18 protein-coding genes and 1 pseudogene are annotated in these 19803 nt (G+C 60.4%); 13 read left to right on the top strand and 6 right to left on the bottom strand.

The features are described 5' to 3' along the window. The first annotated feature begins 21 nt into the window (after window positions 1-21). The 9 genes and pseudogenes from ABIN98_RS07685 (at window position 22) to ABIN98_RS07645 (ending at window position 9988) form a co-directional block, all read left to right on the top strand. Window positions 22-1230 (top strand): acetyl-CoA C-acetyltransferase, encoded by a 1209-nt coding sequence (locus tag ABIN98_RS07685; RefSeq protein WP_346908880.1) that lies wholly within the window; start codon window positions 22-24, stop codon window positions 1228-1230. A gap of 9 nt (window positions 1231-1239) precedes the next feature. Then, window positions 1240-1698 (top strand): cupin domain-containing protein, encoded by a 459-nt coding sequence (locus ABIN98_RS07680; RefSeq protein ID WP_346908878.1) that lies wholly within the window; start codon window positions 1240-1242, stop codon window positions 1696-1698. 21 nt (window positions 1699-1719) lie between these two features. Beyond that, window positions 1720-3937: pseudogene (locus ABIN98_RS07675) on the top strand (3-hydroxyacyl-CoA dehydrogenase NAD-binding domain-containing protein). Window positions 3938-4123: 186 nt separating this feature from the next. Then, the gene (locus ABIN98_RS07670; RefSeq protein WP_346908876.1) at window positions 4124-5179 is read left to right on the top strand and encodes a helix-turn-helix domain-containing protein; all 1056 of its coding nucleotides are present in this window, start codon (window positions 4124-4126) and stop codon (window positions 5177-5179) included. 1034 nt (window positions 5180-6213) lie between these two features. Next, window positions 6214-6471, top strand: a complete 258-nt coding sequence (locus ABIN98_RS07665; protein ID WP_346908874.1) for a helix-turn-helix transcriptional regulator — start codon at window positions 6214-6216, stop codon at window positions 6469-6471. 573 nt (window positions 6472-7044) lie between these two features. Further along, window positions 7045-7299 carry an AraC family transcriptional regulator ligand-binding domain-containing protein gene (locus tag ABIN98_RS07660; RefSeq protein WP_346908872.1) on the top strand — a complete coding sequence of 85 codons (255 nt, stop codon included), beginning with the start codon at window positions 7045-7047 and terminating at the stop codon, window positions 7297-7299. Continuing rightward, complete coding sequence (locus ABIN98_RS07655) at window positions 7296-7982, top strand: helix-turn-helix transcriptional regulator (RefSeq protein WP_346908870.1); 687 nt, start codon at window positions 7296-7298, stop codon at window positions 7980-7982. Before ABIN98_RS07660 ends, ABIN98_RS07655 begins: the two co-directional genes overlap by 4 nt. Window positions 7983-8086: 104 nt before the next feature. Continuing rightward, window positions 8087-9106, top strand: coding sequence for a helix-turn-helix domain-containing protein (locus ABIN98_RS07650; RefSeq protein ID WP_346908868.1), 1020 nt, complete (start codon window positions 8087-8089; stop codon window positions 9104-9106). Between the two features lie 609 nt (window positions 9107-9715). Further along, window positions 9716-9988: a DUF6460 domain-containing protein gene (locus ABIN98_RS07645; RefSeq protein ID WP_346908866.1), complete on the top strand. Its 273-nt coding sequence runs from the start codon at window positions 9716-9718 to the stop codon at window positions 9986-9988. On the opposite strand, the gene ABIN98_RS07640 is transcribed toward ABIN98_RS07645, so the two are convergent. After that, window positions 9969-10922 carry a histone deacetylase gene (locus ABIN98_RS07640; RefSeq protein ID WP_346908864.1) on the bottom strand — a complete coding sequence of 318 codons (954 nt, stop codon included), beginning with the start codon at window positions 10920-10922 and terminating at the stop codon, window positions 9969-9971. The genes ABIN98_RS07645 and ABIN98_RS07640 overlap by 20 nt on opposite strands. 161 nt (window positions 10923-11083) lie before the next feature. Here ABIN98_RS07640 and ABIN98_RS07635 point away from each other — a divergent pair, with 161 nt between their 5' ends. Beyond that, window positions 11084-12433 carry an MATE family efflux transporter gene (locus ABIN98_RS07635; protein WP_346908862.1) on the top strand — a complete coding sequence of 450 codons (1350 nt, stop codon included), beginning with the start codon at window positions 11084-11086 and terminating at the stop codon, window positions 12431-12433. An 11-nt stretch (window positions 12434-12444) separates the two neighbouring features. Here ABIN98_RS07635 and ABIN98_RS07630 read toward each other — a convergent pair whose 3' ends face one another. After that, window positions 12445-13539: a quinone-dependent dihydroorotate dehydrogenase gene (locus tag ABIN98_RS07630; protein ID WP_346908860.1), complete on the bottom strand. Its 1095-nt coding sequence runs from the start codon at window positions 13537-13539 to the stop codon at window positions 12445-12447. Next, window positions 13536-13880, bottom strand: a complete 345-nt coding sequence (locus ABIN98_RS07625; RefSeq protein ID WP_346908858.1) for a DUF952 domain-containing protein — start codon at window positions 13878-13880, stop codon at window positions 13536-13538. Before ABIN98_RS07625 ends, ABIN98_RS07630 begins: the two co-directional genes overlap by 4 nt. A 207-nt stretch (window positions 13881-14087) precedes the next feature. Between ABIN98_RS07625 and ABIN98_RS07620 the strand changes: the two genes are divergently transcribed. Beyond that, the gene (locus tag ABIN98_RS07620) at window positions 14088-14990 is read left to right on the top strand and encodes a hypothetical protein (protein ID WP_346908856.1); all 903 of its coding nucleotides are present in this window, start codon (window positions 14088-14090) and stop codon (window positions 14988-14990) included. A 72-nt stretch (window positions 14991-15062) separates the two neighbouring features. Here ABIN98_RS07620 and ABIN98_RS07615 read toward each other — a convergent pair whose 3' ends face one another. Further along, entirely contained in the window at window positions 15063-16721 is a 1659-nt protein-coding gene (locus tag ABIN98_RS07615) for a lysine--tRNA ligase (protein WP_346908854.1), read from the bottom strand. Window positions 16722-16990: 269 nt separating this feature from the next. On the opposite strand from ABIN98_RS07615, the gene ABIN98_RS07610 reads away from it, so the two are divergent. After that, complete coding sequence (locus ABIN98_RS07610; RefSeq protein WP_346908852.1) at window positions 16991-17404, top strand: tellurite resistance TerB family protein; 414 nt, start codon at window positions 16991-16993, stop codon at window positions 17402-17404. A gap of 4 nt (window positions 17405-17408) precedes the next feature. Here the strand turns inward: ABIN98_RS07610 and apaG are convergent, their stop codons facing one another. Beyond that, on the bottom strand, window positions 17409-17801 hold the full coding sequence (gene apaG / locus ABIN98_RS07605) for a Co2+/Mg2+ efflux protein ApaG (protein ID WP_346908850.1): 393 nt from the start codon (window positions 17799-17801) through the stop codon (window positions 17409-17411). Between the two features lie 150 nt (window positions 17802-17951). Between apaG and ABIN98_RS07600 the strand changes: the two genes are divergently transcribed. Beyond that, complete coding sequence (locus ABIN98_RS07600) at window positions 17952-18572, top strand: CDP-alcohol phosphatidyltransferase family protein (RefSeq protein WP_346908849.1); 621 nt, start codon at window positions 17952-17954, stop codon at window positions 18570-18572. Here ABIN98_RS07600 and ABIN98_RS07595 read toward each other — a convergent pair. After that, a complete protein-coding gene (locus ABIN98_RS07595) occupies window positions 18565-19767 on the bottom strand; it encodes an O-succinylhomoserine sulfhydrylase (RefSeq protein WP_346908847.1) in 1203 nt (400 codons plus the stop codon). The genes ABIN98_RS07600 and ABIN98_RS07595 overlap by 8 nt on opposite strands. Between the last annotated feature and the right edge of the window lie 36 nt (window positions 19768-19803).

Below are 19803 nucleotides of genomic sequence, written 5' to 3'. Positions count from 1 at the left end.
GAACCATTTCAGGAGGAAACCATGGCGGAAGCCTATATTTACGATCACGTTCGCACGCCGCGCGGGCGCGGCAAGAAGGACGGCGCCCTGCACGAGGTCCCGAGTGTACGCCTTGCGGCGACCGCGCTCGAGGCGATGCGTGACCGCAACGGCCTGGATACCCGAAAACTGGACGATGTCATCCTCGGCTGCGTCGATCCGATCGGAGAAGCGGGCGGCGATATCGCCCGCGCGGCGGTCTTTGCCGCCGGTTACGACAAAACGGTGCCCGGCATGCAGATCAACCGGTTCTGCGCCTCGGGCCTCGATGCGGTCAATACGGCCTCGGCACAGGTCATGGCCGGCCAGCATCAGCTTGTGATCGCCGGCGGCGTGGAAAGCATGAGCCGCGTGGGGATCGGCGCCTCCGGCGGTGCCTGGGTGGTCGAACCGCAAGTGGCCCTGCCCGGATACTTCGTGCCACAGGGCGTATCCGCCGACCTGATCGCCACCAAATACGGCTTTTCCCGCGACGACTGCGATGCCTATGCGGTCGAAAGCCAGAAGCGGGCGGCCAAGTCCTGGAAGGAAGGCCGGTTCGCCAAGTCCGTGGTTCCGGTGAAGGACATCAACGGGATCACCATCCTCGACCGGGACGAGCACATGCGGCCTGAAACCGACATGCAGTCGCTCGCATCGCTCAATCCCTCCTTTGAACTGATGGGCAGCATGGGCGGCTTCGACGCGGTTGGCATCCAGGCCCATCCGGAAGTGGAGAAGATCACCCATGTCCACCATGCGGGCAATTCCTCCGGCATCGTCGATGGCGCGGCGGCCGTTCTGATCGGCTCCAAAAGGGCCGGCAAATCTGCAAACCTGAAGCCGCGCGCGCGGATCCGGGCCTTCACCAACATCGGCTCGGAACCGGCCATCATGCTGACCGGACCGGTGGATGTGACGGAAAAGCTCCTGCGCAATACGAAGATGACGCTGAAGGACATCGATCTGTTCGAGATCAACGAGGCCTTCGCCTCCGTCGTTCTGCGCTACCAGCAGGCCTTCGACCTCGATCCGGAGATCGTCAACGTCAATGGCGGCGCCATCGCCATGGGCCACCCGCTGGGGGCCACCGGCGCCATGATCCTCGGCACGGTGCTCGACGAACTGGAACGGCGCGATCTGAACACCGCTCTCGTCACCCTGTGCATCGGCGCAGGCATGGGAACGGCAACGATCATCGAACGTGTGTGAGGAGACAAGATGCCCAAGATCGATATCGGATCCGTTCCGGCCCTCTCGAGAACCATCTATCCCGAACCTTATGCGAGTGCGACCGAAGGCCGGGAGAAACAGGCGCTCGGTGACGCGGCAGGCCTGACCCAGTTCGGGGTCAACCTGACCCGGCTGAAACCCGGCGCAGGTTCTGCCCTGAAACACTGGCATGAAAACGAGGACGAGTTCGTCTTCATCGTTGAGGGCGAGGCCGTCCTGGAGGAAGGCGACAGCGCCGAAATCCTCAAGGCGGGAGAAGCGGCCGGCTTCAAGGCGGGCGCCGGCGTCGGACACCGTCTGCTCAACAAAACCGATCGGGACCTCGTCTATCTGGAGATCGGCACGCGCGCCGCCGCCGAGATCGTCCGCTACACGGATGCCGACCTGCAATTCGAACGGATCAACCAGTCGAAGCGGCTGCTGCACAAAGATGGAACGCCCTACTGAGGCGAAGGGAGGCATGAACGCATGACCTACACCAATTTCACACTGGAAACGGACACTGACGGTATTGCGCTGATCACCTGGGACATGGCCGGCCGCTCGATGAACGTGATCGACATGACGGTCATGGACGAACTCGATGCGCTGGTCGACGAGATCGCCGGCACCGAGGCAATCAAGGGCGCCGTCATCACGTCGGGCAAGTCCACCTTCACCGGCGGTGCCGACCTGACCATGCTGGAAAGTCTGCTGCAGGACTTCCACGCCAAACGTCGGGCCGACCCGGAAGGCGCGGCAAAGGTCCTGTTCGAGGGCTCGCGCCGCCTGTCGCTGATCTACCGGAAGCTGGAAACCTGCGGCAAGCCGTTCGTCGCCGCGGTTGCCGGAACCTGCATGGGCGGCGGAACGGAGTTGGCGCTCGCCTGTCACGCCCGGGTCGTTGCCGATGACGACGACTTCAAGATGGGACTGCCCGAGGTCAAGGTCGGACTCTTCCCCGGTGCTGGCGGTACCCAGCGCGTCATGCGCATGACCGACGGCCAGCAGGGGATGCAGTTCCTGCTTCAGGGCAAGACGCTCCGGACCAAGCAAGCGCTCGCCATGAAGCTCGTTGACGGCGCGGCCCCGGCCGGAGAGCTGGTGGAAGCAGCGAAAAAGCTGCTCAAGGACGGTGTCGATCCGGTCAAGCCCTGGGACAAAAAGGGCTTCAAGCTGCCTAACGGTCCGATTTACTCACCGCAGGGTTTCCAATTCTGGCCGGCGGCCAACGCGATCTACCGGCGCGAAACCTACGACAACTATCCCGGCCCGCGCTATCTGCTGCACTCGGTGGTGGAGGGTCTGCAGCTGCCGATGGATCTCGCGCTGCAGGTAGAAAGCCGCTACTTCGCCAAGGTGCTGCAGACGCCGGAAGCGGCCAACATGATCCGCTCCCTGTTCGTCTCCATGCAGGAACTGAACAAGGGCGCGCGCCGGCCTGAAGGCGAACAGCCGAACAAGATCAAGAAGATCGGTATTCTCGGCGCCGGCTTCATGGGCGCCGGCATTGCCTATGTCACCGCCCAGGCAGGCATCGATGTCGTGCTGATCGATCGGGACCAGGAAAGCGCGGACAAGGGCAAGGCCCATTCGGATGCGCTGATGACCAAGGCGATCCAGCGCGGCCGGGCGACGCAGGAGCAGAAGGAAAAGCTGCTGTCGAAAATCCTGGCCACGGCCGATTATGACGAACTTGCCGAATGCGATCTGGTGATCGAAGCGGTCTTCGAGGACCGGGAGATCAAGCGGGAGGTGACGGAAAAGGCGGAAGCGGTGATGAAGACCGCCGCGATTTTCGCTTCCAACACCTCGACCCTGCCGATCACCTCGCTCGCCCAGGCCTCCAAGCGCCCGAAGAACTTCATCGGCATTCACTTCTTCTCGCCGGTCGACAAGATGATGCTGGTGGAAGTGATCCTGGGCAAGAAGACGTCCGACCGGGCGCTCGCCATGGCGCTCGACTACATCAAGGCCATCAAGAAGACGCCGATCGTGGTCAACGACAGCCGCGGTTTCTATACGTCCCGCGTGGTGATGACCTATATCCGCGAAGGCCTGATGATGCTGGCCGACGGCGTTCCGGCCGCCATGATCGAAAACGCCGGACGGATGGCCGGCATGCCGGTCGGCCCGCTATCGCTCGGTGACGAGGTCGCGCTGGATCTTGCCTGGAAGATCGTTTCCGCAACCCGAAAGGATCTCGGTGACAAATATGTCGAGAGCCCGCTGGACACCATTCTGGGAGACATGGTGGTCAAGCGCGAACGCTTCGGCCGCAAGAACGGCAAGGGCTTCTACGACTACCAGGGCCGGGACAAACAGCTCTGGCCGGGAATTCCGGAGGTTGTCGGCACGCCGAAGCCGGCCGAGCAGTTCGACATCGAGGAACTGAAGCAACGGCTCCTGGTGATGCAGGCCCTGGAGACCGCGCGCATCTTCGAGGAAAAATGCCTGACCGATGTCCGCGAGGCGGATGTGGGTTCGATCCTCGGCTTCGGCTTCGCGCCTTATTCCGGCGGCACGCTGTCCTACATCGACACGATGGGAACGGCCCGCCTTCGTCAAGCTTTGCCAGCAGTTCACCCGGAAATGGGGGCCGCGTTTCAAGCCGAACCGGCTGCTGCGTGAGATGGCGAAGACCAACGAAACCTTTTATGGAAAATTCCCGCCGAAAGAACCGGCAAAGGCCGCTCAAGCGGCCTGACAAGCAATCGACTGGAGGGGTGGGAAATCATTCCTTTCCCTCCAGTTGAAAGGAAACCGCTTCCGAAAGCCGGGGGAATTTTCTCTGGAAAATTCACTCCGGCGAAAATAATTTCCCTCGTCTGTGCTGCCGTGTGCATTAATACACTAACGTTACGTTCGATACGCGGCCCCGATCGAGAGGATCATGTTTCAGCCGGCAAACAGTGCGTGGGTCCAGGGAAGCCCGATTGCCCGTCTGGGCGTGCTGGCCAAGGCGCGAGGGCTGGATTGGGCGGCCATCCTGAAATCCTACGACATCGACGCATCGGGAATTGACGACCCGGACAGAACGGTCGACATGGCGACTGCGCTCAATCTGTTTGGTCAGGTCGCAGGGGCCCTCGGCGACGATGCCCAAATCCTCGATCACTTCTACGAAACACCCGTCGGATTCACTGAAGGGTACGACTATGTCGGACTTTGTGCCGAGACCGTGAGGAACGGACTGAAGAACTGGGCCCGGGTCACACTTCTGCGGAGCAATTGCGCCAGGACGATCTATTCGGAAACCTCGGAAGCCGCGAAGCTGGAATGGACCATTCCCAGCCTTTACCGCGACTACACCCAGTTTTCCCTGGCCTTTCTCGGCTGGGCCATCAGACGAACCGAAATGCTCCTGGACGGTGCCTATGAGGATGTGACGATCCACGTCTCGTCGCCGGCACCGGCTTCCCGCTCCCGTGTGCTGCAAAAATACGGACACCGGGTAAAGTTCAGTCAACCTGATCACGGTGTCATCGTGCCGGTGGCGCTGCTGGACCTTCGTCCTCCGACCGCGGATCCTGTTTTGCTGCAAATCATCGAGCAGCATGTCGAAAGGATCATCAAGGAACACAGCACGGAGGCTTCGCCGCTCAACAAGATCGTTGAAGCAATGTGCACCATACTGAAGTCCGGCGACTGTACGGCCGAGGCCGTGGCCCGAGAGCTCGGCATGTCGCGCCGCAGTCTTCAAAGGACACTTGGTGACCAGGGAACGACCTACAGAAACCTGCTGACGGATGTCCGACGCTCAATGGCGGAAAAGTATCTGGTCAACACGGAACTGCCGATGAAGGAAATCGCGTTCCTTTTGGGTTTCTCGGAGATCAGCACCTTTTCCCGCGCGGTTAAGAGCTGGTACGGCGTCTCGCCGAAATCCGTCCGGCAACGGGTGCATGAGCTACCGTCGGCGCGCGCTTCCCTGCTCCGCCAGCATTAAGGTCAGAAGGTCCAGTTTTCAACAGGTACACCCTCTAACCACATGCAATATATCGCCAACTCCTTAGTAATTTAGACAGTATATTTTTCCGTTTCTTCCAATTTCCCGTTCCCTACCTCCAACAATGCTTGACACCGAGGGCTCTTGCGCTACGTCATAGCTCTACGTGATTTTACATATATACCTTAGTTGAACCCGAAGGCCTTTCCTTGTCTGAAACCGTCAAGCCCAACCAGTTGGCGCCGGCCATTTTTCCGGAAGCCTCCGTTGGCAAGATCGAGGCGTCGGAATGGATCGTCGCCAGACCGCTTACGGTATTAGCCAGGATCGCCAGATCCAGAGGGCTCGGACTGGGTTCGCATGAAGGCGGCATACGGCCTTGTCCCCGGCGACCTGGAAGACCAGGACCGCAAGTTGAATGTGCACGACGTGATCTGTCTCTTTGAGGACGTCGCCTGGGCGATCGGAGATTGATGCCGCGATACTGAATGAATTCAGCATGCTTCCGCAAGGCTATGCCTTTACCTTCGATTATGTCGGCCTGCTCGCACCTACCCTTCGCGGACGGGTTGAGAAACTGGCAGCGTTTCTATCCCCTGCACAGCAATTCAGTCGTGTTGCAGTATTCAGAAGACAAACGATTGTGGGGTGCTGCAGTGCCAACTGCCCAACGGCAACGGCACCTCTTTTCAAGCAACATACGGGTTTGTTGCCTGGATTGCCGGGCGTATCGAGTTGGTTCTGGATACAGTTGTGGAACAAATCCGCTTGGAATTCGCGGCACCGGCACCGAAACAAAGCTGCAGGTTCCTGGAAAAATACGCCGGACGGGCTCATTTCGGCCGGACGGCCAACCGCATTCCTCATACCAGCCTCCCTTCTGGACAGCCCACCTCCCAAGGCCGATTCCGGTCTTTTGAAGATCATTGTAAACGCCGCCGAACGGGATATGCAGGACCGATTGCGGGAGGTGTCCCCACTCCCGGAATTAAACGCGGCCGTCGACACATTGCTTGAGGTCCGGGGACTTTTCGATGGGAAACGTGGCATCCACCATGGGGCTGACCCAGAAGGCTCTGCAAAGAGCGCTTGGGCGGCAGGGAACATGTTTCCGGCACGTTCTGGAAGATGCCCGCAGTTCCATGGCCGCGCACTATCTCACCCGCACGAATCTGCCGATGAAGGAAATCGCCTATCTGCTCGGGTTTTCGGAAACCAGCGCATTTTCCAGAGCCGTCAAGAGATGGTTTGGCCAGCCGCCGCGCGCTATCCGCGAACAGGGCGACGGCTAGCCATCAGGTTCGTGATCGGAATTTTCCTGAACGGATCCTCGCCTAATCGACCAGCTCTGGAAGGCACCTGTCCGGCTTATTTTGTGATGGGGCCACATGCCGGTATTGAATAATGCCTTCCGACGTTCAGGAAAGGGTCTGTCGAACCGTTCCCGCACGATCTGAATGAGTTAACCAGCTGATTTCATTTCCATTTCCTCAGCTGATTCCATCAAACAGTCTTTGTACGGGATAATACGTAACTTTTCCATATTTTGCAACTTCTTTTGCAAACTGCGGCAACCGTCTGAAACCATTATCCAAATCCAAACAATCCACCTCATTCCACAGCGGACCGATCACTTCCATTCTTCGAAGTTGGCGTGTTCGTAGTCTCCGGGCTGCAAAACTTGGCCGAATGACCCGTAAATTAGACAAAACGCGCCAGAAGAGGTACATTCTGCAATCGCACGCGCCTCCGTGCACCTCCGCAGAGGGGGATTTCCATGCCAGCCAAATCCGAATGGATGCGTTCCGATGCATTCAGGGCCCTGAAGTACTATTCCCCGGCCGCCGAGCTGGATTGGAAGGTAATTGCCGAGATTCACAAATTCGATCCTGCCGGTCATTGACGATCCGGAAGGTACCGTACCGATAACCACATGGTTCGACGTGTTCGAGCATGTGGCGCGGGAACTTGGCAGTGATGCCGTCATGTTCGACATTTTCAACACGATGGATGTCGGCGCCTTTTCCGTATTCGATTATCTTTTCATTTGCGCTCCGACGCTCAGGGACGCCTGCAAGGCCTGGAAAGCGCTTCATGCCGATGCGCACCAACGCCTATGAACTCCAGTATCAATGAGGATGAGCTCTTCGGCACGCTCGAGTGGCCGATTCTGGAAGGGCGCGGCATCTGGTATCAGAGTATGTACGCCCGTGTTGGCTGGGCGGCCAGACGTTTCGAAATCGTACTTGAAACCGACCATCCGCCGATCGACATCGAACTGGCGGCCCCGGAACCAAAAGATCCTTCGGACTTTCTGGAGCGCTACGGCAGGAAGATCCAATTCAACCGCCTTCGCAACAGCATTTCAATTCCCGCGTACCTGCTGTCGAAACGCCTGCCGCAGAATGAGGACAATCTTTATACGATCATCCAGACGTCCGCGTTTCGGGAACTGGGTCTGTTCCAAAACCGGAATTCACCGATGTCCCGGGTTGCGAACGAGATCGCGGACACCCTGAAGAACGGCACCTGCAACCTGGCGCAGGTCGCCCAGAATCTCGGCATGTCCCAACGCTCCGTCCAGCGTGTCCTGGAACAGGAAGGAACCACGTTCCGCAAACTGACCGAAAACATTCGAAAGACGGCCGCAGAGCGCTACCTGCAAAGCACCAACCTGCCGTTCAAGGAGATCGCCTTTCTTCTCGGTTTTTCGGAGTTGAGCACGTTCTCCCGAGCCGTGAAAACCTGGTACGGCGTTCCTCCGAGGAAAATTCGAGAGGGCGGCGAGAGGTCGGTCAATTAGTTAAAAATACCAATGAATCGAACTATATTAATCAAGCTTTCGCCGCTTACACTGGTGTGCCCGATGTTTCATCGGTAGCAGGACCTGAAGGGAGGAATGACGGCTTGGCTGCCAGAAAACTGCAGTCCGAAGAATGGGGACAGGCCGAACAGATTGGCTATCTGGAGCCGCTCCTGGTCTCGAAGGGGAAGAGTTGGAAAGGCCTTGTCCAGCGGTTCCCGCTGCCGAGACATGCCTCGGATCTGAAAGGCCGGAAAGTGGAGATGTCACTCATGCTCGAAGTTTTCGAGTATGCGGCGGAACTCATCGGCGACGATGCCGCCATGCTGGACTACTATTCCGATCTGCCGCACGGCGCCATTCCAACCTTCGATTACGTCGCCCTTTGCGCGCCTTCGCTCCGTGCCGCCCTGCAAAACTGGCAGCGGTTCATTGCGCTGCGCACCAACTGTTATCACATGATATTCACCGAGGAGACGGGTTTCGGCATCCTCACGTGGGACATTCCGGACCGGCTCGGCACGCGGACCCAGAACATGTTCGCCAAAATCGCCTGGGCATCGAGCCGCATTGAGCACATCGTTCAGGATCCGGATTTGCACCTGACGATCGAGCTAACCGTTCCGCCTCCCAGATGCACATCCCGTTTCCAGGAAAGATACGGCAACCGTCTTTTATTCTCACAGGCTCGGGACAGGATCCTGATCCCCTACCGGTATCTCGCTGCCATTCCCCCGAAAAACGAGGAAAACCTCTACGGACTGGTCGAGGCAACCGCCATGGCCGAGGTCGAGAAGATCCTGTCGCTTCATGATCCGATTAACCGGATCAAAGCGGCCGTCAACGAACATTTCAAGTCCGGCGACTGCAAGCTTGGAACGGTTGCCAAAAGCCTAGGCATGTCCCAGCGCAGCCTGCAGCGTCACCTGGAAACGGAAGGAACCTCCTTCCGGGAATTGACCGATACGATTCGCCGGACGCTGGCATCCGGATATCTGCGCGAGACGAACCTGACTCTGCAGGAAATCGCCTTTCTCCTGGGCTTTTCCGAACTGAGTTCCTTTTCCCGAGCGGTCAAAACCTGGTTCGGCCTTTCGCCGAGCCAATATCGCCGCAACCGCTAGAGCAAGCCCCATGACATGAAAAACGGGTCCCGTACGCCGTGTACGGGACCCGTCTGTAATTATCCGGCCTTTGCTGCGCGGCCCAGGACTGTCTTATCGACAACCTCTCGGCCATATCGGCACCCGCATCCGCCACATGCGGCACCGAAGCTCATAGGTTTACCGGACCGGATCAGCCTTGTCTTTTTTTTACCGCCGCTTTCAAACCGTAACCAAAACTGCCGCAGCCAGATGGGGCCATGTGCGTAGTCAGGTGCCTCGTCACGATTCGTCTTCCAGCGCGATGGCTGAACCGCGTCTGCCTGATCCGAGGTTTCATGGGAGGTACAAAACCGCGTTTCCGCTACGACGCAGCTTGGTGAATACCTCAAAAATCCATGCGGGTAATTGGCAGAACTGGTTTCATATTTACCCAAATATGCCAAATGTCATTGAAGTGTCACAAATGGTATAAATACAAATGACATTCTTTCGACTTTTTCCTGCAAATACTGATGAAATTTCCCGAGGCATTGCGGTTATCCCTCGCCCGACTTAAGTATTAAAAATCACGTCAGATCAAAAGTTATCTGACCGAATCCCTACCCCGCTCTAATGACAGGAACGAAAATGTCCGACAGCAGCCTCACCAAATTCATGGGCGGTTCTCCCGGTCAGGTGATCCTCCGGCTCCTGTTCCTGTCGTTCGTAGTCGGCGTCATTTTGTCCGCGCTCGATCTCAATCCGCTGCAGATCTTCGACTACGCCGTGCAATTCGTCCAGCGACTGTGGAACATGGGATTTGCCGCGATCGAAAACCTCCTGCGCTACTTCGCGGTCGGCGCAGTGATCGTCGTGCCCATCTGGCTGGTCGTAAGGCTGCTCAAGTCGGTCGGTCGATAACCGCTTCAGCCGTCTCGACCGGACGGCTGGCCTCGCTCAGACGCAAGGCTTCGCGGTGCAGGGTGACGTGCCTGTCGGCCAGTTCATCAATGTCATCGGAATAGCCGCCGCCCAGGACGCCAGCGACCGGCAATCCCACGGCACGCAGGGTTTCAAGGACATACCTGTCGCGCCGGATCAGGCCGTCCCTGCTCAGTCCGAGGCGGCCGAGCCTGTCGCCGAGAAACGGATCGACGCCGGCATTGAAAAAAACAATATCCGCTTGCGCACGGTCGATTGCCCTGGGAAGCGCCTCCATCAGGCTTTCCAGATAAGCTTCATCGCCCGTGCCGTCCGGCAAGGCGACATCCAGACCTGAGGGGACTTTCCTCACCGGATAATTCTTCTCGCTGTGCATGGAGAAGGTGAAGACGCTGGCATCTCCGGTAAAGATATCGGCAGTGCCGTCGCCCTGGTGCACGTCCAGATCAACGACCAGCGCTTTTTCGATTGCGCCATCGGCCTGCATCACCCGGATAGCGACCGCCACGTCGTTGAAGACGCAGAAACCGGCGCCATGGGCCAGCCTGGCATGATGGCTGCCGCCCGCGGTGTTGCAGGCCAAGCCGTGTTCGAGGGCGAGATAGCCGGTCAGAACGGTGCCGCCGGTCGCGCACCGGGCGCGCCGCGCAATCCCCTCGTTCATCGGAAAACCGATTTCCCGGGCGATTTCAGCCGGAACACGGGCGCCGAACACCTGATCGACATAGCGCCGGTCATGGGCCAGTGCGACCCATTCGGCCGGCGCGGGCCGCGGCCTGACGAATTTTCCGCCGGATAACAGCCCTTCGGCAACAATCCGTTCCGCCACCGCGCGGAACTTGTCCATGGGAAACCGGTGGTTTGTCGGCAGGTCGGCGCAGTAGTCGGGATGATGTACGATCGGCAGCGTCATATTGGCAGACTACAGCCCGAAAAGCCCTGGAACCACCGGTGATTTACGCGCGGACAGCATGTGGCAATCCTCTGCGCCCCCGCGGAACCCCGAGGCTGCCATGTCCGCTTGACGGCACAAGGCAAATGCCGAAGAGTGCACCATCACCTTCCGGACTTTCCATGACCACCCAGTCTTCCGATATCAGGCCTGAAAAAGCGTTTGACGTGACCCATCGCAGTGTCCTTGCGATCGCGGTGCCAATGACGCTGGCGTTCCTGTCGACACCGCTTCTGGGTGTCGTGGACACGGCGGTGATCGGCAGGCTCGGGGATGCGGCTTTGGTGGGTGGGATCGCCATCGGCGGGGTGATCTTCGACCTCGTGTTCACCACCTTCAATTTCCTGCGCTCAGGCACCACGGGGCTGACGGCCCAGGCCTATGGCGCCGACGACCAGGTCGAGATCAAGGCGACGTTTTTGCGTGCCCTGGTCATCGCGGCCGTCGCCGGGCTCGCCGTTATTCTCCTGCAGATGCCGTTTCTGGAAATCGGCCTGACCTTCATGGGCGGCAGCGCGGATGTGCAGTCGGCCACACGCAGATATTTCGAGATCCGGGTGTACAGCGCCCCGTTTCTGCTCGCCAATTACGCAATTCTTGGCTGGTTTTTAGGACTGAGCCGCGCCGGCACCGGCCTTTTCCTGCAGCTGTTCCTGAACGGCCTCAACATCGCCCTGAGCCTCTGGTTCGTCATGGGCCTCGGCTGGAGTATCGAGGGTGTTGCCGCAGCAACCGTTCTGAGCGAGGCGGCCACCTGTCTGGCCGGGTTTCTTCTGGTACTGCGTGCGGTCCGGGGAAGCGTCTGGCCCGCCCGGGCCGTCATCTTCGACCGCCGGCTGATCCTGCGCATGATGGCCATCAACCGCGATATCATGATCCGCTCGTTCAGCCTTCTGTTCGCCTTTGCCTTCTTCACGGCCCGGTCCGCCGATCAGGGCGATGTCGTCCTCGCCGCAAACGCGATCCTGGAAAAACTCTTTCTGGTTGGCTCCTATTTCCTCGACGGGCTGGCAACGGCGGTCGAGCAACTGGCGGGCCGGGCGGTCGGAGCCAGATACCGGCCGGCCTTCGACCGGGCGGTGAAGCTCACGGTCCTGTGGAGCTTCACCCTCGCCCTTGGTCTCGCCCTAATTTATTTCGCCGCCGGTCCCTTCCTGATCGACCTCATGACCGTCTCACCCGGCGTCAGGGAAACCGGGAGGACCTATCTGTACTGGGCAGCGCTGACGCCTCTTTTCGCCGTGCTTGCCTTTCAGATGGACGGGGTTTTCATCGGGGCAACCTGGTCGCGCGACATGCGCAACATGATGCTTCTGTCGCTCGCGATCTATATCGCGGCCTACTACACCCTGTTCCCGCTGATGGGAAACCACGGCCTGTGGCTGTCCCTTGAGATCTTCTTAGGCGCACGTGGCATCAGCCTGGCCGTCATGTGTCGGCACCGCGCCAACGAGACATTCCAGCCGGCCTGAACAGTAAAGGGTCAGAGATCCAGACCGGCCCAGGCATCCAGATTGGCGTCACGGGCTTCGGAGATGCTTTTGAGCCCATGCCGGTCGAGTCTCTCCGACAGGCCTGTCAGGATCTCTGCGACAAGACCGATGCCGTGATAGGTCAGCGACGAATAGAGCTGCACGAGATCGGCGCCCGCGGTGATTTTCGTCCAGGCGCTTTCCGCGCTGTCGATGCCGCCGACACCGATGATCGGCAGATCCGGACCGGCCAGCCGGCGCGCCTTGGCAAGGGCAATGGTGGACTTGCGGAACAGGGGCCGGCCGGACAGTCCGCCGGTTTCCTTGGCGGTCACCGTGTCGGTCAGGCCGTCGCGCGTAATGGTCGTGTTGGACACGATCAGCCCATCGACGCATTTGGCCTGCACTTCCTCGATGATGTCCTCCAGCGTGGCCTCGTCCACGTCCGGTGCGATCTTCAACAGCACCGGCACATGGCGGCCGACGACCCGGGTGCGTTCATCCCGTGCCGTAATGACGCCGGTCAGAAGCTCGGCAAGGGCTTCGCGTGCCTGCAGGTCGCGCAGGCCCGGGGTGTTCGGCGAGGACACGTTGACGGTGAAATAGGAGGCGAGATCGGCGAAGGCGTGAATGCCCGTCACATAGTCGGCGACACGGTCCGTGGCATCCTTGTTGGCGCCGACATTGACGCCGACGATCCCGGTCTGGCGCCTGCGCCCGTCCAGGCGCCAGCGCAGCGCCTCATGGCCCTCGTTGTTGAAGCCGTATCGGTTGATCACGCCTTGGTCGGCAGGCAGGCGGAACACGCGCGGCTTCGGATTTCCCGGCTGGGGCCTCGGCGTGACGGAGCCGACCTCGGTGAAGCCGAAGCCAAGTTTCAACAGCGCGTCCGGAACCTCGCCGTTCTTGTCGAAGCCCGCCGCCATGCCCACCGGATTGGGAAAACGCAGGTCCCAGAGCTTTACTTCCAGGCGCGGATCGGCGGCGACCGGACACTTCGGCATGAAGCCCGTCTTCAGCGCCTTGATGGTCAGGCCATGGGCGGTTTCCGCATCCAGAAGGTGCAGCCCGGTGAGCGCCAGTTTTTCAAACGGAGACACGGTCATTGTCCGAGGTCCGGAAAGACATGTGCGCCATTGGGCCCAAGCGGCAGCGGCCTAACCCAGACGGCAAGCGATACCGGCAATTCGGCATAAAGATGCGGGAACAGGTCCCCTCCCCGTGACGGTTCCCATTTCAGGTCCGTGCCGAGTCCGTCCGCATCGAAGGCCGCAAGCAACAGGCCGTCCTGACCGGCAAAATGTTTCGCCGCCGTTTCGCGCGCCTGATCCACGGTGGAGAAATGAATGTAGCCGTCGGCCAGATCCACCGGCGCGCCCTTGAAGACACCGAGCCGCTCGGCTTCCTGCCAAAGGTCATGGGGCACAATCTTGAAAATCAATCGCATGCGGATCTCGTCCTGGAAGTCGGTATGGGGCGCCCGGCACAGCCACCGGACCCGGGCGGCGCGGACCCTATCGCCTGGCGCGCGGCAGAACAAGCGTGGGTAATGGTATTGTCCGCTTTGACAGGGATTTCCACCCTGAACATAATCATGAAAAGGTATATTCCTGTCGCACTAATACCCGCAATGAACAAGCCAACGGAGACCGGATTGGGATTGCCTAAAAAGCTCCGCCCGGTCCTGACACCGGTCCTTGTCCTAGGTGCCGGGGCGAGCCTGCTCGCCTGGCTGCTTCTGGCCGATCCACCGGCGCCGCCGCCTCTTCAAAAGAGCGCCTCTGCGAACGCCAGGCCTCAAGCTGCCTCTCCTTCCCCCAGCCGCGATACGGTTGCTCCGCAAACGACACCGACAAACCAAGCCACCGAATCGCCACCGCCGTTACCGAGCGATATCCGCGATGTCTCTCCTGCAGGGATCAGCCCGCCAGAAGTCACCGGGACGCTGACCCGTGTCAAACCATCGCAACGCTTGCTCGACCTGATCAATCCGCCGGCGGAACCGGTGCCCGACGGCGAATTCGAGCTGCGGCGGCCCAAGGTGATCGATGCCGGCACCCTCGGGATTGACGGGCTCCTTGTGCACATAGCCCATATCAAGGCCCTGGAGCCCGACGAAACCTGCGTTTCCCGCGTGGGCGGCACCTGGCCCTGCGGCGCCCGCGCCCGAACCGCGCTACGCGGCCTGATCCGCATGTTCACCATCGTCTGCCAAAAGACTACAGATCTCGGTCCACGTCAGATCGCCGCCACCTGCATCCGGCGCAAGACCGACATCGGCGAATGGCTGGTGCGCTACGGCTGGGCGGATCCGGCGGAAGATGCGCCGGAGACTTACCTGGAGCTCGCGGCGGAGGCGAAAAAGAACAAGCGGGGCAAGTGGCAAGCGGAGTGGCTGAAGGATCTGCCGGAACCGGTTACCGACCTCTCCCTGCCTGAACTTTCCTCCGGCCTGCCCGACGCATTGCCGGATGACGGCAACAATATCCTGGTCAGCCCCCAGGACTCGCCGTTGCCTGCCCTTGATCTGCGGGAGACGCTGCCGCCAAACGGCTGACGGATACCCGGAACGCGAAAAGCCGCGCGAACCGCGCGGCTTTTGCCATTGTAAGCAGTCTACGGACTTGGCTTACGCCGTCAGTTCGCCCTTCAACGCCTTTTCGATCAGCACCCGTGTTTCGTCGATGCCGTAAAGGGCGACGAACGATCCGAAACGCGGACCGCGTTCCTGGCCGAGCAGGACCTGATAGAGTGCCTGGAACCAGGCCACCGACACGCCGGGGCCGCCGTCCGGGCTCTTCTTGTTGTGATCCTGATAGCGCTCGATGGCACGGGCCACATCGAGGGCCGCGTCCTGGATCACCGCGCCATCCGCATCGGCGGGAAGGGCTGCCAGTTGCGCGTCCAGTTGTTCCAAGGCCACCCGCTCGACATCGTCCGGAGTGCGGAACGACTTGGTCGGTTTGACGAAATCGTCGAAGTAGCGGATCGCGTAGCCGACCAGCGCATCCAGCTCGGGGTGATTTTCCGGCGTCACACCCGGGGCGTAGCGGGAGATGAAGGCCCACAGCACGTCCTTGTTCTCGGCGTTGGAGGCCGAGACCAGGTTGAGCAGCATGGAGAACGGCACCGGCAGGTCGATCGTCGGCACCTTGCCGGAATGAATATGCCAGGCCGGGTTACCGAGCTGCTGTTCGATCGGCATCGACGGGTACTTCTGGGCGAAGGTGTAATACTCGTCGACCGCCTTCGGGATCACGTCGAAGTAGAGCTTCTTCGCCGTGCGCGGCTTCTGGAACATGTAGAGCGACAGGCTCTCCGTCGGCGCATAGGTCAGCCATTCGTCGATGGTCAGACCGTTGCCCTTGGACTTGGAGATCTTCTCACCGTTCTCGTCCAGGAACAGTTCGTAAACATAGTGCTCCGGCGGCTGGCCGCCGAGCACCTGACAGATACGGTCGTAGACGGTCATGTTCGGACCGTGGTCCTTGCCGAACATTTCGAAGTCGACGTCGAGGGCCGCCCAGCGCGCGCCGAAGTCCGGCTTCCACTGCAGCTTCACCTTGCCGCCGGTGACCGGCAGGGTGATATCGGTGCCGTCTTCGTCGGCGAAGGTGATCGTGCCGTTCTTGGCGTCCACATCCTTCATCGGCACATAGAGCACGCGGCCGGAGGTCGGCGAGATCGGCAGGAACGGGCTGTAGGTCGCCTGGCGCTCGGCGCCGAGCGTCGGCAACATGACATCCATGATCGCCTGGTACTTCTCGGCGGCCTTTAGCAGGATCTCATCGAACTTGCCGGACTTGTAATACTCGGTCGCGCTGGCGAATTCGTAGTCGAAGCCGAACGTGTCCAGGAACCGGCGCAGCATGGCGTTGTTGTGCGCGGCAAAGCTGTCGTAGTCGCCGCCGAACGGGTTCGGCACGGAGGTCAGCGGCTTGTGCAGATGCGGCTCCAGCATCGCCCGGTCTGGCACGTTTTCCGGGATCTTGCGCATGCCGTCCATGTCATCGGAGAAGCAGAGCAGCCGGGTAGGGATCTTGTCCTCGGTGATCAGCCGGAAGGCGGTGCGCACCATGGTGGTGCGGGCGACCTCGCCGAAGGTGCCGATGTGGGGCAGGCCCGAGGGGCCGTAACCGGTCTCGAACAGAACCGGCCGGTCCGGATCCCGCTTCTCGATCCGTTTGACCAGTTTTCGCGCTTCTTCGAAGGGCCAGGCTTTGGAAACCCGGGCCGCCTCGACAAGATCTTGCGAGAGGTCAAGCGGTGGCAGGGATTGGTCGGTCATAATGTGTTTATCAGTTCTGTTGAGGTGGAGAATTCCGAGCTGCGTGGCATCAGCAAAAGCCCGCAAACCGCGGCGACAGACGCGTAGAGCATAGCCGACGCACTGGTCAAGTGTCTTTTAGCCGCCGACGAACGGCCGAATGCACTCGTTAAGGCTGGAGAACAGGTGGCTCCCGGTCACTCGATTGTCGACCGCGTGTGACTTGAAGTGCGGTGCAGGAGCGGTTACCAAACGCAAAACCTCAAGCTGGCGACAAGGCAATAGTTTAAATGAGCGACACAATCAGCATTCAGGAAGCTCTGATTTACGTCATGGTGATTACATCGGCGTCCGACGCCAGCATGACCGACAGCGAATTGGCAACCATCGGCGAGGTCGCCAAGACCCTTCCCGTGTTCCGTGATTATGATGCGGCGAACGTGCTGCCGGCGGCCCAGCGTTGCGGCGAGAGACTGCAGGCTGAAGACGGCCTGACTGACGTGCTGCGCCTGGTGGCCGACACCTTGCCGGTCCATCTGTTCGACACCGCCTATGCGCTGGCGGTCGAAGTCGCCGCGGCCGATCTCGGTGTTTCCAAGGAAGAACTGCGCATCCTTCAGCTGCTACGCGACCGCTTCAACCTCGACAAGCTGACGGTGGCCGCCATCGAACGGGGCGCGATCGCGCGGCACCGGACGGTCTAAGCGATCAATTCATACTCCGGATCGCATCCGGAAGATCAAGCGAGAAGGCGGGGATGGTCACGTCGAAGGTCGTCCCATCCTGGCGCTCCATGCCGTAGCTGCCCTGCATGAAGCCGGAATCGGTCGAAAGCGGGCATCCGGAGGAATATTCGAAGGTTTCGCCCGGGCTGATCACCGGCTGTTCGCCGACGACACCCGCGCCGCGCACTTCCTCCACGCGGCCGAGCGCATCCATAATTTTCCAGTACCGGGTCTTGAGCTGAACCGGCTCGTCGCCATCGTTGCGGATTTCCACCGCATAGGCCCAGATATACTCGTTTTCCTCCGGATTGGATTCGTCATCGAGATAATAAGGCTCGACGGAAACCTCAATTCGGTTGGTGACCGCGCGATACATTCCAAAACTCCAGTCGTCTCGTGCAGTTTGTCTCCCTGCCCTTCATGCGCTTATAGGGCCGATGACGCATCCGTGAAAGGGATCGGGTGTTCAAAGTCTCGATATTACGCAATGAGATTAAAAGAAAGCCGGTCCTGGAATGAGAGAGCCATGTTCGATAGCCGTCTGCGCCCCCTGATCGATCCGCCGCTGAATGCGGCAGCCAAGCGCCTCGCCCGGACGGGGATCAGTGCCAACGCGGTTACGGTGTCGGGTTTCGTCTTCGGCATGGCGGCCGCCGTGCTGATCGCCCTTGGTGCTCCGCTTGCAGGCCTCTTGTTCGTGCTCCTGAACCGGCTCGCCGACGGGCTGGATGGCGCGGTCGCCCGGGTCAACGGCAAGACAGACCTCGGCGGCTATCTCGACATCACCCTCGACTTCTTTTTCTACGGCGCGGTGCCCTTTGCCTTCGCGGTCCTCGATCCGTCAAAGAACGCACTAGCCGCCGCGGCCCTGCTCCTGAGCTTCTACGCCAATGGCGCGTCGTTCCTGGCCTTCGCCATCATGGCGGAAAAGCACGGGCTCGAAACCGACCGGCAGGGATCGAAATCGCTCTACTATCTGGGAGGGCTGGCAGAGGGCGCGGAAACCATCGCCCTCTTTATCCTCATGTGCCTGTGGCCCGCAGGCTTCCCAATTCTCGCCTGGGCCTTCGCCGCCGTCTGCATCGTCTCCGCCTGCGCCCGGGTCCTGATCGGGGTCCGGACGCTCAGGCGGATACCGACTATTTGATCGCGTCCAGCGCGCCCTGGATGTCTTCCAGAAGGTCTTCCGGATCCTCCAGGCCGATGGACAGCCGGAGCAGGCCATCGGAGATGTCGAGTTCCGCCCGCGCCTCCTCGCCGATCGATTGGTGGGTCGTGGTCGCCGGATGGGTGATCAGGCTTTTCGCGTCACCGAGATTGTTGGAAATCTTCACGATCTCCAGCGCGTTGGTGAAACGGAAAGCCGCCTCCTTGCCGCCGTCGATCTCGAAAGCAAGCATGGTCGAGCCGCCGCGCATCTGCCGCTTTGCGACTTCCGCCTGCGGGTGATCGTCCCGGCCGGGATAGATCAGCCGTGAAACCGCGGACTGCCCGGCAAGGAAGTCGGCGATCCGGCCAGCGGTGGCGGTTTGCCGCTCGACCCGAAGCGGCAAGGTTTCCAGCCCCTTCAGCAGCACCCAGGCGTTGAACGGGCTCATGTGCGGCCCGGTATGCTTGACGAAAGGCATCACCTCGTCGGCGATCCATTCCTGATCGGACAGCACGACGCCGCCAAGACAGCGTCCCTGGCCGTCGATGTGCTTGGTCGCCGAATAGACGACCACATCCGCGCCCAGGGCGAGTGGCGACTGAAACATCGGGGTCGCAAAGACGTTGTCGACGATCAGCCGCGCGCCGACGGAATGAGCGATCTCGGCGACGGCCGCGATATCGATCACCTCCAGCGTCGGATTGGTCGGGCTTTCCAGGAACAGGGCCGCCGTATTCGGTTTCACCGCCGCCTTCCACTGATCCAGATCGGTGCCGTCGACCAGGGTCGATTCCACGCCGTAACGCGGCAGCAGCGTTTCGACGATATAACGGCAGGAGCCGAACAGGGCCTTGGCGGCCACCACGTGATCGCCCGCCTTGACCGAAGCCATGAGCGCCAGATTGACCGCGGCCATGCCGCTGGCGGTCGCCCGTGCGGCTTCCGCGCCTTCCAGCGCCTTGATCCGGTCCTCGAACATGGCCGTCGTCGGATTGGCGTAACGGGAATAGACGAAGCCCGGATCCTCGCCGTTGAACCGGGCTTCCGCCGCTTCGGCGCCCGCATAGATGAAGCCCTGCGTCAGAAAAAGCGCTTCGGACGTCTCGCCGTATTGAGACCGGGAGGTTCCGCCGTGAACCAGTTCCGTCGCCGGACGCCAGGTCTTCTTCGCTTTCGTGTCGTTGGTCGTCATGAAACTTTACCCCAAAATGCAAAAACCCCGGCCTGG

Source organism: uncultured Roseibium sp., from assembly GCF_963675095.2.
Taxonomy (GTDB): domain Bacteria; phylum Pseudomonadota; class Alphaproteobacteria; order Rhizobiales; family Stappiaceae; genus Roseibium.
The sequence above is the reverse complement of the archived record's forward strand: the minus strand, read 5'-3'. Positions and strand labels throughout refer to the sequence as shown.

Coding starts and splice junctions, on each gene's coding strand:
- ABIN98_RS07600 (WP_346908849.1), top strand. CDS start 17,952: ATGTTCGATAGCCGTCTGCGCCCCCTGATCGATCCGCCGCTGAATGCG.
- ABIN98_RS07595 (WP_346908847.1), bottom strand. CDS start 19,767: ATGACGACCAACGACACGAAAGCGAAGAAGACCTGGCGTCCGGCGACG.
- ABIN98_RS07625 (WP_346908858.1), bottom strand. CDS start 13,880: ATGCGATTGATTTTCAAGATTGTGCCCCATGACCTTTGGCAGGAAGCC.
- ABIN98_RS07655 (WP_346908870.1), top strand. CDS start 7,296: ATGAACTCCAGTATCAATGAGGATGAGCTCTTCGGCACGCTCGAGTGG.
- ABIN98_RS07680 (WP_346908878.1), top strand. CDS start 1,240: ATGCCCAAGATCGATATCGGATCCGTTCCGGCCCTCTCGAGAACCATC.
- ABIN98_RS07685 (WP_346908880.1), top strand. CDS start 22: ATGGCGGAAGCCTATATTTACGATCACGTTCGCACGCCGCGCGGGCGC.
- ABIN98_RS07630 (WP_346908860.1), bottom strand. CDS start 13,539: ATGACCGTGTCTCCGTTTGAAAAACTGGCGCTCACCGGGCTGCACCTT.
- ABIN98_RS07640 (WP_346908864.1), bottom strand. CDS start 10,922: ATGACGCTGCCGATCGTACATCATCCCGACTACTGCGCCGACCTGCCG.
- ABIN98_RS07615 (WP_346908854.1), bottom strand. CDS start 16,721: ATGACCGACCAATCCCTGCCACCGCTTGACCTCTCGCAAGATCTTGTC.
- ABIN98_RS07610 (WP_346908852.1), top strand. CDS start 16,991: ATGAGCGACACAATCAGCATTCAGGAAGCTCTGATTTACGTCATGGTG.
- ABIN98_RS07645 (WP_346908866.1), top strand. CDS start 9,716: ATGTCCGACAGCAGCCTCACCAAATTCATGGGCGGTTCTCCCGGTCAG.
- apaG (WP_346908850.1), bottom strand. CDS start 17,801: ATGTATCGCGCGGTCACCAACCGAATTGAGGTTTCCGTCGAGCCTTAT.
- ABIN98_RS07635 (WP_346908862.1), top strand. CDS start 11,084: ATGACCACCCAGTCTTCCGATATCAGGCCTGAAAAAGCGTTTGACGTG.
- ABIN98_RS07665 (WP_346908874.1), top strand. CDS start 6,214: ATGGGAAACGTGGCATCCACCATGGGGCTGACCCAGAAGGCTCTGCAA.
- ABIN98_RS07670 (WP_346908876.1), top strand. CDS start 4,124: ATGTTTCAGCCGGCAAACAGTGCGTGGGTCCAGGGAAGCCCGATTGCC.